We start from the raw sequence: 14755 nt of genomic DNA on the forward strand, positions 1-14755 counted from the left end.
AATTAATGATGAAAAACTATATTCAACAGATCATAGAGTTATTCGGGCATAATGAGTATTCATTGGCTACGCGTAGAAAAGTGCAGCGATGGTTGGCTGACGACAATCATGCGGAAGAAAAAAAAGAAGCACTTCACACGTTGTGGCAACAAGCGGGAGAACAGAAAGTACCTCGCGGAATGCAACAGTCCATATTACGGATGCAACAAAATCTGGGAATGCAGTCTGTCGGTTCCGGTAAAAAGTATCAGTTACTTATATGGAGAGCAGCAGCTATTTTCCTGTTGGCAGTATCGTCTGTTTCTATCTATCTGATGTTGGAGAAAGACAAACCGCAAAAAGACTTGGTAGAATGTTTCATACCAACGGCGGAAATACGTGAACTTACATTGCCCGATGGTACCCGGGTGATGCTAAATTCGAGAAGCACCTTACTGTACCCGGAGCAGTTTGCCGGTAAGACCAGAAGTGTATATTTGATTGGCGAAGCAAATTTCCAGGTAAAGCCGGATGAAAAACATCCTTTTATAGTGAAAGCCAATGATTTTCAAATAACAGCTTTAGGTACAGAGTTTAACGTGAATGCCTATCCGGAGAACAATGAACTGATTGCAACTCTGCTGGAAGGTAGTGTGAAGGTAGAATTTAATAATCTGATATCTAATGTAATACTTAAACCCAGTGAGCAGATAACGTATAATAAACAGACCCGGAAACGTAGCCTCCAATCGCCTCGGATAGAGGATGTGACTGCCTGGCAGCGTGGAGAGCTGGTTTTCAGTGATATGCATCTCGATGAGATTTTTACGAGTCTCGAACGCAAATTTCCCTATACCTTTGTTTATAGCTTTCACAGCCTGAACAATAAATCGTATAGTTTCCGTTTTCAACAGCAAGCCACTTTGGAAGAGGTGATGAAGATAATAACACAGGTGGCAGGGGATGTGAAATATATAATTAAGGGGAATAAATGCTATATAACTGATAAAATATAGAAAAACGATTGTTGAACCTTTTTTAACTTAATGTACTATGCAAAAAAGTATCCGGAAGAAATGGCCGTTTCTCCCGGATGTGAAATCATTGTCCTTCTAATATTAGCGTATCTCGACGCTATTTCAATTGATCATAGAATAATAACCAATTAACTAATACTAAAAAGATGCTACAAATTTACGAAAAAAGAGCAGATAATGTTGTTCAAAAGCGAGTCTTTCTCATTTTTTTAGGTCTATTATTGATGCAGACCCTTGCTTTTGCTCAAAGTGATAGTAAAATTACTATCCAGCAGAAAGATATCACTGTAGTAGATGCATTGAAAACTGTGGAAAGACAGTCGAAGATGTCTATAAATTATAGTGATTCCGAATTGAAAGGAAAGAAAATTGCCGATCTTAACTTGGAAGACGTATCGGTGACTACTGCGCTCGATGCAATCTTGAAAGGAACAGGTTTCTCTTATCAGATTCAAGGTAATTATATTATAGTTACGGAGAAGAAACCGGCAGCTGCACAATCTGTCAAAGATATCAAAGGGAAAGTAACCGATGAGAATGGTGAACCCCTGATCGGAGTAAATATCTCTGTGGACGGCAGTTCTACAGGGACGATTACAGACTTTGACGGAAACTTTTCGATTAAAAGTCCCGGTAATGCCCGTTTGAAAATATCTTATATAGGATATGCAACTCAACTGATTGCTGTTTCCAATAAGGACTTTTACCCGATTACAATGAAACAAGATACGGAAGTGCTGGACGAAGTAGTCGTGACGGCATTGGGTATCAAGCGGGCAGAAAAGGCACTGTCTTACAATGTGCAGCAGATAAAAAGCGAGGATATAACCGGCATTAAAGATGCCAACTTCATCAATTCACTGAATGGTAAGATAGCCGGTGTAAGTATCAACAAGAGTGGTAGTGGTGTCGGTGGTGCGACGCGTGTCGTTATGCGTGGCGCTAAATCTATCGAAGGCGACAACAATGCACTGTATGTAGTAGACGGTATCCCTTTGTTTAATACTAATATGGGAAACACAGATAGTGGTATCATGGGTGAAGGCAAAGCCGGAACGGAAGGTATTGCTGATTTCAATCCGGAAGATATCGAGAGTATCTCTATTCTGAGCGGACCTTCGGCGGCTGCTTTGTATGGTAGTAGTGCGGCAAATGGTGTCGTTCTGATTACTACTAAGAAAGGGCAGGAAGGTAAATTACAGATATCATTTTCTTCTTCATCCGAATTCAGCAAAGCGTACATGATGCCCGAATTCCAGAACACGTATGGAAATAAAGAAGGTATGTTCGAAAGCTGGGGTGACAAACTGGCCCGTCCGAATTCGTATGATCCCAAGAGTGATTTCTTCAACACCGGAACCAACTTTATCAACTCGTTGACCTTGTCTACCGGTACAAAGCAGAATCAAACTTTTGCTTCGGTTTCATCCACCAATTCAAAAGGTATTGTTCCCAACAATTCTTATGACCGTCTGAACTTCACCATTCGCAATACAGCCACTTTTCTGGACGATAAATTGCAGTTGGATTTAGGAGCGTCCTATGTGAAACAGGAAGATAAAAACATGGTATCGCAGGGACAATACTGGAATCCGGTGATTTCTGCCTACCTTTTCCCCCGTGGAGAAGACTTCGAAGATATCAAGACTTTCGAGCGTTATGACCAGAGCCGCAATATTCCGATACAGTATTGGCCGATTGCCGATGCAACCTATGGTTCGCAGAATCCCTACTGGACTGCTTACCGCAACATCGCAACGAACGAGAAGAGCCGTTATATGTTTAATGTAGGTCTGAGCTATAAGATCACCGACTGGATGAATCTTGCCGGACGTTATCGTATGGACGATACTCATGTTCAGTTTGAACGTAAGGTTTATGCTACTTCCGATCAGAAATTTGCCGAAGGAAAGAAAGGTCTGTATGATTACAGCAATTACAAAGACCGTCAGGAGTATGCCGACTTTATGTTGAATATCAACAAGCAGTTCAACGATTTTAATATTTCTGCCAACTTGGGTTATAGCTACTCTAACTACTGGTCGCTGGCAAGAGGCTACAAAGGAACCTTGCTCGGAGTAACAAACCTGTTTGCCGCCAGCAACATCGACCCTTCCAACGGTCGTATCTCGGAAGACGAAGGTGACAGTCGCGTACGTAATCACGCTATCTTTGCCAACGTCGAACTGGGCTGGAGAAGTATGCTTTATCTTACATTGACAGGTCGTAATGACTGGAACTCCCGGTTGGTAAACACCAGCGAAGAATCCTTTTTCTATCCCTCGGTAGGTCTGTCCGGTATTATCTCTGAAATGGTGAAACTGCCCGAGTTCATTTCCTATTTAAAGGTACGCGGGTCTTATACGGAAGTCGGTTCTCCGGTATCACAGTCGGGACTTACTCCGGGAACTGTGACCACTCCGATTATCGGTGGTGCACTGGCTCCCACAGGCATCTATCCTTTTACTGATTTCAAGGCAGAACGTACCCGTTCTTATGAATTGGGATTGAGTGTACGTTTATGGAATAAACTGAGTGCCGAAGTTACTTACTATAAATCGAATACATACAATCAGACCTTTATTGGCGATTTACCGGAATTTTCGGGTTACAAACAAATCTATTTGCAGGCTGGTAATGTGCAAAATCACGGTTGGGAAGCATCGTTGGGATACAGAGACAGTTTCGGAGACTTTAGCTTCTCCTCCAATCTGACCTTCTCGCGCAATGTCAATGAAATCAAAGAAATGGTGGAAAACTATCGTACTGACATGAGCCCCGAGCCCATCAACGTACCCGAAGTAAGGAAAGACAACGGACGCGTTATATTAAAAGTAGGCGGCAGCATCAACGATATATATGCCAATACTTTCCTGAAGAAAGACAGTCAGGGGTATGTTGAAATCAAGCAAGACGGCTCGTACGGACTCGAACAAGGTGAACCGGTTTTCTTGGGCAAGACGTCACCGGACTTTAACCTGGGATGGAGCAACTCGCTGTCATACAAAGGATTCGGACTCAGCTTCCTGATTAACGGACGTTTCGGCGGTGTGGTAACTTCTTCTACTCAGGCTATTCTCGACCGCTTCGGAGTATCCAAAGCGTCTGCCGAAGCACGCGATGCAGGCGGTGTCTTACTGCCCGGACAAGGGAGAGTGGATGCACAATCGTATTATCAGCTGATAGGTACGGGTGACTATACCACTTCCGGATATTATGTATATAGTGCAACCAATATCCGTCTGCAAGAACTGACTTTGAGTTACAGGTTCCCCGACCTTTGGTTTAAGAATGTACTGAAAGATGTTACTTTGTCATTCATTGCCAATAACCCCTGGATGCTCTATAGCAAAGCTCCGCACGATCCGGAACTGACTCCGTCCGTAGGAACTTACGGTCAAGGTAATGACTATTTTATGCAGCCGAGTGTGAGAAGTTTCGGTTTCGGTATTAAATTTAAATTATAACTGACCCATGAAAAAGATAAATCAATATAAACTATTAGCAGGAATTTGCGCTTTGTCGCTCTTTACTGCTTGTGACTTCGAAGAGTTAAACACCAATCCGTTCGAGATGACCGACGAAATGGGTATAAGAGATGGTGTTGCTGTCGGAGGTGCTGTAACAGCGATGCAAAGAGCTGTAGTCACCGTAGGAACTCAGGCTGATGATACGGATGCCATCAACCAGTATCAGGTTGCATATAATCTGTCAGCCGATTCGTGGAGCGGATTTTTCGGACAGAACAATAACTGGTATAGCGGCAGTAATAATACTACCTATTACTTGCAGGACAATTGGGTGGCGGCTACTTATACCAATTCATATACGACACTGCTGTCTTCCTGGAAAAAGATAAAACAAGAATCCGAAAAGACCGAAACACCGGAAATCTTTGCTTTGGCTCAGATTCTGAAGATATCTGCATGGCATAAAACGCTTGAATCTTTCGGTCCTATTCCTTACACCCATGCAGGAGAACCTGCACTGGTGATACCTTTCGACAGCGAGCAAGTTGCATTCAATGCCATGTTTACCGATCTGACAGCTGCTATCGACATTTTGACTGTGAGAGCGGAACAAGGGGCAACCATTGTTGCCGATTATGATGCCGTATATGCCGGTGATACGAGAAAATGGGTGAAATACGCCAATTCACTGATGTTGCGTCTGGCAATGCGTATCAGTTATGCGGACGAAACGACAGCACAGAAATATGCCCGCCAGGCTTTGAATCATACATTTGGAGTGATGACTTCGAAATCAGACGAAGCCCAGATGAGTACCGGAGCCGGAATGGTCTTTCGTAACAACATCGAGTGGCTGGCCAATCAGTATAATGAGTGTCGCATGGGCTCTTCCATGTTTTCTTATTTGTTGGGTTATCAGGACCCGCGTCTGAGTGCTTATTTTGAAGCTTCTCCCAGTGCGTATGCGGTAGCGGCTTTTGACGGGAAAAACTATCAGGCGGTGCCTCCCGGCAATGCCAATCAGCAAAATACGATTTATACCGATTTCTCCAAGCCCAATATTACCTCGAACACTCCGACTTACTGGATGCGTGCTTCCGAAGTTTATTTCCTGAGAGCTGAGGCTGCGTTGAGATGGGGAAGCGAATTTGGTGATGCGGAAGCACTGTACGAACAAGGAGTTGCCATGTCCTTTGATGAAAATGGTATCAGTTCGTCTGTAGACGACTATCTGGCTTCCGGATTGACTCCGATTGCCCATAATATGAGAGCCTCCTATTACAGTTACAATGCTGCGGCTCCTACTACTGCGACACCTGCCTTCAGCGGTGGAACGGAAGAGAAACTGGAGAAGATCATGATTCAGAAGTGGATTGCATTGTATCCGAACGGTCACGAAGCATGGACTGAGTGGAGAAGAACCGGTTATCCGAAACTGAATCAGGTGCAGACCAACCGCGGACAGGGCGTTACTCGTGAAGGTGGTATTCGTCGTATGGTGTATCCTGTAAGTTTCTATCAGTCGGCAGAGGATAGAGCTAATTATGAAGAAGCATTGAAGCTCTTGGGCGGTCTTGATAAAGACAAAGCAACAACTCAGTTGTGGTGGGATTGTAAAAATCAAATCTATTAAACTATGATTCATATGAAAATGTTAAGACGAATATTATATATACTTCCTGTTATAGGGATAATGATTGCGTCGTGTGTCGATATAGAGAGCAAGGACTTTGAACATATCGGCGGTTACAACACGATGGACAATGAAGAAAGTGCACAGTATTATGCCGATCTTCGTGCATGGAAGGCAACCAGTCAGGGTTACGGACGTCCTATTTTCTTCGGATGGTTCAGCAACTGGTCTCCCGAGGGACCTATTCGTAAAGGATATTTGGCTTCTTTGCCGGACAGCATCGACATGGTATCGATGTGGAGTGGTCCATTCGGCTTGAATGAAGCGAAACTGGCTGATAAGGAGATTTTCCAAAAGAAGAAAGGCGGTAAGATCACGGTTTGTTACATTTTGCATAATATTGGAACTGGTATTACGCCTGCTTCCGTTTCAGAAAAAGTACAGGCGGAAAACCCGAATGCTTCCAGTGAGGAAATCACGGAACTGGTCAATAAGGCAACAGAAGCTTATTGGGGATTTACCAGTGGAGAGAAAGGTGCTGAAGACCATATCGCAGCCATTCAACGCTATGCCAAAGCATTGGTAGACACGATTGTTGCGACTGATTATGATGGTCTGGACATTGACTGGGAACCCGATAATGGTGGTGACGGCGGAAGATATGTAGGCAGTCTGAAAGACCGCAGAGGTGGTCCGCGTGGTGAGTTTCTGCATTATCTGGTAGAAGAGATAGGAAAATACTTTGGTCCGATGGCAACCGAGCGTCCGAATGGTAAGTACTACTATTTTATGATTGACGGTGAAATATGGAACTCTAACAAAGAATCTGCTCCTTATTTTGACTATTTCATCACTCAGGCATATGGTGACTCCAATCTCGATCGAAGAGTGAGTACCTTGCAAAGCTGGTGTGGAGAATATTACGACTATCGTAAGCACATCTTTACAGAGAACTTTGAGTCATCCTGGACTACCGGTGGTGTACTTTTGACTCAGGCTGCTTATAACCATGCCAATGGTCCGAAAGGTGGCGTCGGTGCTTTCCGACTTGATAATGACTATGATAATGCCCGTGATTACAATTTTGTGCGTCATGCTATACAGATCAATCTGCAGGCTTATCAGGAATATATGGACAATCAATCTAATGAAAATACAGAACAGCAATGAAACGTATCAAAATCTTATATGCAGGTGCACTAGTTGCATTGTCTTTCTCTAGTGTGGGTTGCAACGACAGCGAAAGCGATCTGTTGGAACCGAAACTTTACTTTGAAAGTAATGTGATAAGAGTGGAAGTTGAAGCGGATACCTACGAGTGCGAATTGGTGTCGCGGCTTTCAACGATGGTGAAGAGTAATGTAAATGTGAACTATCAGGTAGGAGGGCAGGACCTTGTGGATGACTACAATCATAAACACGGGACGACCGGACAGCTTCTGGCGACTGATAACTATGAAATGACAGGAACTTCTTCGACCATTAAAGCAGGCGAACTGTATGCTGATCCCTGCGGATTGTCGGTAAAGAACATTACCAAGGGGGAAGACGGGGTAACGTATATTCTGCCTGTAATAGTGAACAGTACGGACATTGAAAAGATAAGCAGTTCGAGCGTTACTTATATTGTAGTAAGGAAACCAATTATTATTGATAAGGTATACCGTATCAATCCGGGCTGGCTTGATGTACGTCTGCCGACTGCTTATAAAACAATGGGTTCTGTCACCTACGAAGCATTGGTTTATGCCGAACGTTGGAAGAATCTGGGCACCATTATGGGCAATGAAGGTACTTTGATTATGCGTACCGGTGACTTGAATCATCCTGATAACGAGCTTCAAATGGCCGGAAGTGTTGCACTTCAGATGCCCGATGTATCTATATTCCTGTTGAATCAGTGGTATCATGTAGCGTTCACTTACGATGCTTCTGCGGGAATGGCTACTCTTTATCTCAATGGAGAGAAAATAGCAGAAAAGACGGTAGGCTCACTGACATTCGACTTGAACGAACGTTTCTGCATCGGTTATGCTTATGACTATGACCGGAATCGTAAATGGAACGGATTTATGAGTGAGGTTCGTTTATGGTCGGTAGCCCGTACTGCGAATCAGATTCGTGAAAATATGATGTTTGTCGATTCAGGTTCAGATGGTCTGGTCGGTTATTGGAAACTGAATGGAGAAGATATCGAACAACGGGACGGAGTGTGGTATGTGCTCGACCAGTCACCGAATCATAATGACGCAACTTCCAATAATGGTTTGCGTGGTGAAACCGGTGGTAGTCAGTCTTTTGTAGAGCCGACGGTAGTAGATATGAGGGTTCGGCTTGAATAAATATAGGTTTGTTTTCTAGGTAGATTAAATAGCGGGGGCTGAATTCTCAATGCAGAATTCAGCCCCTATTTTTTATTTATATGAAATCCTGATTATTTCTTTTATGTTTCTGTGAATTACTCGGTAATATTTTTGTTATATTCTACTTCCGTTTATCTTAATGTCGGTATTGGGAAATAAAGTTTTGATACGTTGCATCTCTTCTTTAGTAATTCTGCCGGATAGCTTCAACCTTTCGATTTTCACTTTTGACAGTTCGTCCGGTATATCAATTTCATTAATAAAGGTAAGCTCCAACTGTTTTATTTCTTCAAGTTTCAGCAGGACGGAAGGGAACTCTTTCACTCTAAGGTTGATACCCCTGCCTTTGGCATCGGCTTTCAATCTGTTTATGAGTCCGGTGTTGTCTGTGTTTTTCTTTTTGACCATCCAGCCAATTTGTGGTCTCAGTGCAAAATTCTCATTGTTTTGTTTGAGTCCGATGAAACCGGACCACAACTCCAGTGGTGTTTCAATTACGGTGTCATTGTATGCTTCAATATACTTTAAATCAACTTTTACTATCTCGCTCGGAAGCTTTTTACGACCCACAATCTGTTTTAGATTATTTCTTTTCCCCTCATTGTCGTAAGGAAAGAATTTAATGATCCATCCATCAAAAGTCTCGGGAGCTCCGCATGACTTTGGCGAATGACATTTAAACATATTGCGCCAAAACTCTTGGTTTATTGTTCCTTTTGATGCCTTCACAAACTCCTCCAAAAGAGGTTCAAGTTGTGAAATCCACCATTCGAGTTTATATTCTTTTAGTCCTCTGGCTTTATTTAAAACTTTTTCCCAGTCTTGTGGTGTCCCTTCAAGCGTGATTTCCGGAATACCGCAAACAATCATTATGGTGATAAACTCGAAGTATGATTTTACCGTTTCCATTATTGTTATTTCAGAAACAGTCTTTTCCAAAGAGGTCGTTGTAGAGAAATTACAAGTGAGTGTTTCAACCAAATGGCCTCCTACCTCTTTTCTTATCTGTTCCGTAAACTGCGGGAAAATTTCTTCCCATAAAAGACTCGGGTCTTTCAGTTTCTTATGGGATTGTACAATTAAAGATTCCTTTCCGGAGAAATTTACAAAATATTTTCTCAAAGACTCATGGTTGGCATTCACATGTTGGGCAAAACCTTGATTAATCAGTAGCCAAATCATATCCGGAGATAAAACGAACGGCCTATGATCTGCATAAGCCTGATACATACCGCAGAAAAAAGAATTATACCCGAAGTATAATAAACTGTCAGGAGATTCACTCTTGGCTATTACATTAAATGGAGGTTTCCAGATGTCTTTTTCTGTAATTCGAATGGTTGATTCATTGTCAAATAGCATCAGATATCTGTAGATTTCATCAGGGGAAGTCACGGGATATAATTTTTCGGGCTTGGAGAGTTGTTCAACTTCAAAAGTAATTCCATTTTGAGCAACTATGGAAGTGCTGCATAGAATGAATAAATAGAATAGTAGTTTTTTCATAATACTAAATTTACTTTATGGTTTGTATTTCAAATATTTTCCTGTTGATAGATTATAGATAACAATATACAAATATAGTATTATTAGAAATGGAATCGCTATGATATCGAATCTTTTTTATGTCCTGTGCTTCTAAAAAAATAGGCGCGTATTATTTTAGAGGCTGTTTATTCGGAAAATTATAGTAAGTTTGCTATGGAATTTGAATACAAGTGTTTCAGCGTAAGATAATACATATCGATATGGACGCCTTCTACGCTTCTGTAGAACAGCGTGATCATCCGGAACTTCGTGGCAAACCCTTGGCGGTGGGACATGCCGAGGAGCGGGGAGTTGTGGCAGCAGCCAGTTATGAAGCCCGTCGTTACGGGGTCCGTTCCGCCATGTCTTCTCAGAAGGCGAAACGTTTATGTCCCCAGCTTATTTTTGTATCCGGAAGAATGGATGTTTATAAGTCCGTCTCCCGTCAGATACACGAAATCTTTCATGAGTATACCGATATAATTGAGCCTCTGTCTTTGGATGAGGCCTTTTTGGATGTTACGGAGAATAAGAAAGGAATCTCTCTGGCAGTTGATATTGCAAAGGAGATAAAACTTCGTATCCGGGAACAGTTGAACTTGGTTGCATCTGCCGGAGTCTCCTATAATAAATTTCTTGCAAAGATTGCATCGGACTATCGGAAACCGGATGGACTATGTACCATACATCCTGACCAGGCGCTGGACTTCATCGCCGGACTTCCGATTGAATCTTTTTGGGGAGTAGGACCTGTGACAGCAAAGAAGATGCATTTGCTTGGTATTCACAATGGTCTTCAATTACGTAAATGCTCGCTCGAAATGCTGACGGCCCACTTTGGAAAGGTGGGGGCGCTCTATTATGAATGTTCGCGGGGGATTGACGAGCGTCCGGTTGAGGCAGTTCGTATTCGGAAGTCTATCGGTTGTGAACGAACGCTGGAAAGAGATATATCGGTTCACTCTTCCGTTATCATCGAATTGTATCATGTAGCGGTAGAATTAATAGAACGTCTTCAACGTAAAGAGTTTAAAGGAAATACATTAACTCTGAAGATTAAGTTTCATGATTTTAGTCAGATTACCCGAAGTATTACGCAGTCGCAGGAGTTGTACACATTAGACCGCATCCTTCCACTCGCTAAAGAGTTATTGAAAAGTGTGGAGTACGAACAGCATCCTATCCGCTTGATCGGGCTTTCTGTTTCCAATCCGAAAGAGGAGGCGGATGAACAACATGGAGTTTGGGAGCAGCTCAGTTTTGAGTTTAGCGATTGGGAATAAAGTTCAGGTTTTACCATCGGTGGAAATTTTATAGAAGCTCAAATGAAGTTTCTGTTTATAATAAACGACCGCTCCTTTGGGGCAAACCGAGCAGTTGTTTGAGTCAAATTAAGCGGTCGTTTGATATGAAATGACCGCTTGATTGTATCCAATCAACAGGATGTTTTTCAAACGGAATGTCTGTTTACTCTGAATGAAGGCTCTGTTTGCCCTAAATAGAATGTCTGTTTGCTTTGAACAGAGCGTCTGTTTCACGGGTGGGGTGAGAGCTTCTGAATGTACTTTTTTTGAAGTCTGTACTTTTTTGTCATGAGGTTCGTATGATTTGCTCACCTTACTTTTTGAGAGATGCGTTATCTTTGCCATACTTAAACGAACAAAATACCATGAATCGAATGAAGCATTTAATTTGTGTTTTTCTGTTAGCTGCCTTTGGAAGTTTCTCTTTCAAAGCCAATGCCTATACAGAACGCGATATGCTGCAAAAAGCGGCAGATGAAACTACGTTGAAAAATGTGCTGGTAATGAAACAGGCATGGGTGCCTTATCCAGCCTATACTGACCGTGCCGCTTGGGACTCATTGATGGGGCCCAACAAGCAGCGCCTTATCGCGGCAGGCGAGAAACTCCTCGACTACAAATGGCAACTGATCCCTGCCACCGCCTATCTTGAATATGAGCGGACCGGTAATCGTAAAATCATGGAAGTTCCCTATGACGCCAACCGTCAGGCATTGAATACGCTGATGCTGGCAGAACTGGCGGAAGGCAAAGGACGCTTCATCGATCAGCTGCTCAACGGAGCTTATATGAGTTGCGAAATGAATTCATGGGTACTGTCTGCTCACCTGCCCCGGCAAAGCAGCAAACGTTCTCTTCCTGATTTCCGCGAACAGATCATTGATCTTGGTTCCGGCGGATATGGTGCATTGATGGCTTGGGTGCACTATTTCTTCCGTAAGCCTTTCGACAAAATCAATCCGGTGGTTTCTCTGCAAATGCGCAAAGCTATTAAGGAACGTATCCTCGACCCTTATATGAACGATGACGATATGTGGTGGATGGCGTTCAACTGGCAACCGGGTGAGATTATCAATAACTGGAATCCTTGGTGCAACTCCAATGCTTTGCAGTGTTTCCTTTTGATGGAGAACAATAAAGACCGTTTGGCAAAAGCTGTATACCGTTCGATGAAATCGGTAGATAAGTTTATCAACTTTGTGAAGTCTGACGGCGCTTGCGAAGAAGGGACTTCTTATTGGGGACACGCGGCAGGTAAACTTTATGATTATTTGCAAATACTTTCTGATGGTACAGGTGGTAAAATATCCCTGTTGAATGAACCGATGATCCGGCGTATGGGAGAGTATATGTCCCGTTCTTATGTCGGTAATGGTTGGGTGGTGAACTTTGCCGATGCTTCCGCGCAAGGTGGTGGCGATCCTCTACTGATCTATCGTTTTGGTAAAGCGGTAAACAGCAATGAAATGATGCATTTTGCCGCTTATCTGCTGAATGGTAGAAAACCGTATGCGACCATGGGAAACGATGCATTCCGCTCGCTCCAGTCTCTGCTTTGCTGCAATGATCTTGCCAAAGAGACTCCAAAGCATGATATGCCGGACGTGACTTGGTATCCCGAGACGGAGTTCTGTTACATGAAGAATAAGAATGGAATGTTCGTGGCTGCCAAAGGCGGATTCAACAACGAAAGTCATAATCATAATGATGTGGGAACGTTTTCCTTATATGTGAATACAATTCCCGTAATCCTTGATGCAGGGGTAGGTACATATACCAAGCAGACATTTGGTAAAGACCGTTACACCATTTGGACAATGCAGAGTAATTATCATAATCTGCCGATGATTAATGGTATACCGCAGAAATACGGACAGGAATACAAAGCGACAAATACCATTTGCAATGAAAAGAAACGCATGTTCTCTACTGATATTGCTGCCGCCTATCCGTCGGAAGCAAAAGTGAAAAGCTGGATTCGGTCGTATACACTGGATGACCGGAAACTGACGATTACCGACAGCTACACGCTGGATGAGGCCGTAGCTCCCAATCAGGTGAATTTCATGACTTGGGGCAATGTCACTTTCCCGTCCTTGGGCAAAATTCAGATTGAAGTAAAGGGGCAGAAAGTGGAACTGGACTATCCGACTCAGTTCAAAGCCGAACTGGAAACAATCCAATTGGACGATCCGCGCCTCTCTAATGTATGGGGTAAGGAGATTTATCGCATCACACTAAAATCAAACGAAAAGAAAGAATCTGGAAATTATAAGTTTGTTATTCAACAAATAAAATAGGATTCAGCAAGCAGAGTGAAAATAAGAAATAACGTATAAACAATAAAATCGCAGTAAGATGAAAAAAGTATTATTAGTTAGTCTTTTGGCTATCGCAGGAGTAAGCGTGAGTGCGCAGAATCTGATCAAAAATGAAAAGTTTGCTACGGAAGTAACGAACAAGGTAACCAACCCTAACAAGGCTACGGCAGGTGAGTGGTTCATTATGAATAATGAGGCGGACGGAGTGACAACAATTGCTTGGGAGCAGACCGGAGATGCCAAGTATCCGAACGCGATGAAAATAGATAATTCGGGTGCTGAGAAGAATACATCCTGGTATAAAGCGTTTCTTGGTCAACGTATTACAGACGGCTTGGAGAAAGGTGTCTATGTGCTGACTTTTTATGCAAGAGCAAAGGAGGCAGGAACTCCGGTCAGCGTGTATATCAAGCAGACGAACGAGGAAAAAAATGATAACGGCAAGCTTAACACTACTTTCTTTATGCGCAGGGATTACGATGCTGATGCCCAGCCGAATGCTTCCGGTGCACAGTACAACTTCAAAATCAAGGATGCCGGCAAATGGACGAAGGTGGTTGTTTACTATGACATGGGACAGGTAGTGAATGCTATCAGCAGCAAAAAATCAAATCCTGCTCTGGAAGTGTCCGATACGGATGATGACGCTGCTATCCTGAAAGACTGTTACGTGGCTATTCTTGGACAGAATAAGGGTGGTGTAGTAGAAATCAGTGATGTGACTTTGAAGAAGAAATAAAAAGAAAGAGCGGAGAACCAGTGTGGTTGCTCCGCTCTTTTCATGATATATATTAGTGTGTTTAATTACATGGCTGGCTGCTTCGTCAGCAGTTTTTGAAGTTTACCATTCAAGGTTTGGCACATAGCACCGTTTCCCATTGCTTGATAACGTTTAATACGGTACTGTAACATCATGATTTTTTCATTTGCATTCTTTTTCATAATTTGTTTCCTCTTTTTTTGCCCTCCACGTTTTGAAGAGCGGTTTTACATCTTGTTTTCTTTATTAACACTGCAAAGATACAAAATGTTTTTGAATTATATGCTGTAAAACATAAAAATCTTCTTTTTCTTCTGATTTTTCTTTTTATAGGAGGTTCGGACACGGAGATGTTACAAAC

Annotated in this window: 10 protein-coding genes; 8 read left to right on the plus strand and 2 right to left on the minus strand. The window is 42.7% G+C overall.

What is annotated here, in order from left to right; all coding sequences use genetic code 11:
• Positions 1-8: 8 nt before the first annotated feature.
• The 5 genes from DW640_RS01715 (at position 9) to DW640_RS01735 (ending at position 8461) form a co-directional block, all read left to right on the plus strand.
• Entirely contained in the window at positions 9-995 is a 987-nt protein-coding gene (locus tag DW640_RS01715; protein WP_072066237.1) for a FecR family protein, read from the plus strand.
• A gap of 167 nt (positions 996-1162) precedes the next feature.
• A complete protein-coding gene (locus DW640_RS01720) occupies positions 1163-4483 on the plus strand; it encodes a TonB-dependent receptor (RefSeq protein WP_117576962.1) in 3321 nt (1106 codons plus the stop codon).
• A 7-nt stretch (positions 4484-4490) separates the two neighbouring features.
• Positions 4491-6119 (plus strand): SusD/RagB family nutrient-binding outer membrane lipoprotein, encoded by a 1629-nt coding sequence (locus DW640_RS01725; protein ID WP_117576964.1) that lies wholly within the window; start codon positions 4491-4493, stop codon positions 6117-6119.
• A gap of 12 nt (positions 6120-6131) precedes the next feature.
• Complete coding sequence (locus DW640_RS01730) at positions 6132-7289, plus strand: glycoside hydrolase family 18 (protein WP_181590421.1); 1158 nt, start codon at positions 6132-6134, stop codon at positions 7287-7289.
• Entirely contained in the window at positions 7286-8461 is a 1176-nt protein-coding gene (locus DW640_RS01735) for a DUF1735 and LamG domain-containing protein (protein WP_011109247.1), read from the plus strand. The genes DW640_RS01730 and DW640_RS01735 overlap by 4 nt, the downstream gene beginning before the upstream one ends.
• Positions 8462-8596: 135 nt before the next feature.
• Here DW640_RS01735 and DW640_RS01740 read toward each other — a convergent pair whose 3' ends face one another.
• A complete protein-coding gene (locus tag DW640_RS01740) occupies positions 8597-9988 on the minus strand; it encodes a DUF4419 domain-containing protein (protein ID WP_011109248.1) in 1392 nt (463 codons plus the stop codon).
• Positions 9989-10200: 212 nt separating this feature from the next.
• On the opposite strand from DW640_RS01740, the gene dinB reads away from it, so the two are divergent.
• The 3 genes from dinB (at position 10201) to DW640_RS01755 (ending at position 14373) form a co-directional block, all read left to right on the plus strand.
• A complete protein-coding gene (gene dinB, locus DW640_RS01745; protein ID WP_008760075.1) occupies positions 10201-11292 on the plus strand; it encodes a DNA polymerase IV in 1092 nt (363 codons plus the stop codon).
• A gap of 386 nt (positions 11293-11678) precedes the next feature.
• The gene (locus DW640_RS01750) at positions 11679-13613 is read left to right on the plus strand and encodes a heparinase II/III family protein (protein ID WP_117576966.1); all 1935 of its coding nucleotides are present in this window, start codon (positions 11679-11681) and stop codon (positions 13611-13613) included.
• A gap of 58 nt (positions 13614-13671) precedes the next feature.
• Positions 13672-14373, plus strand: coding sequence for a DUF4627 domain-containing protein (locus DW640_RS01755; protein ID WP_117576968.1), 702 nt, complete (start codon positions 13672-13674; stop codon positions 14371-14373).
• Between the two features lie 65 nt (positions 14374-14438).
• Here DW640_RS01755 and DW640_RS23635 read toward each other — a convergent pair whose 3' ends face one another.
• Entirely contained in the window at positions 14439-14576 is a 138-nt protein-coding gene (locus DW640_RS23635; protein ID WP_008764567.1) for a hypothetical protein, read from the minus strand.
• Positions 14577-14755 lie beyond the last annotated feature (179 nt).

Source organism: Bacteroides sp. AM23-12 (assembly GCF_003434395.1).
Lineage (GTDB): Bacteria > Bacteroidota > Bacteroidia > Bacteroidales > Bacteroidaceae > Bacteroides > Bacteroides thetaiotaomicron.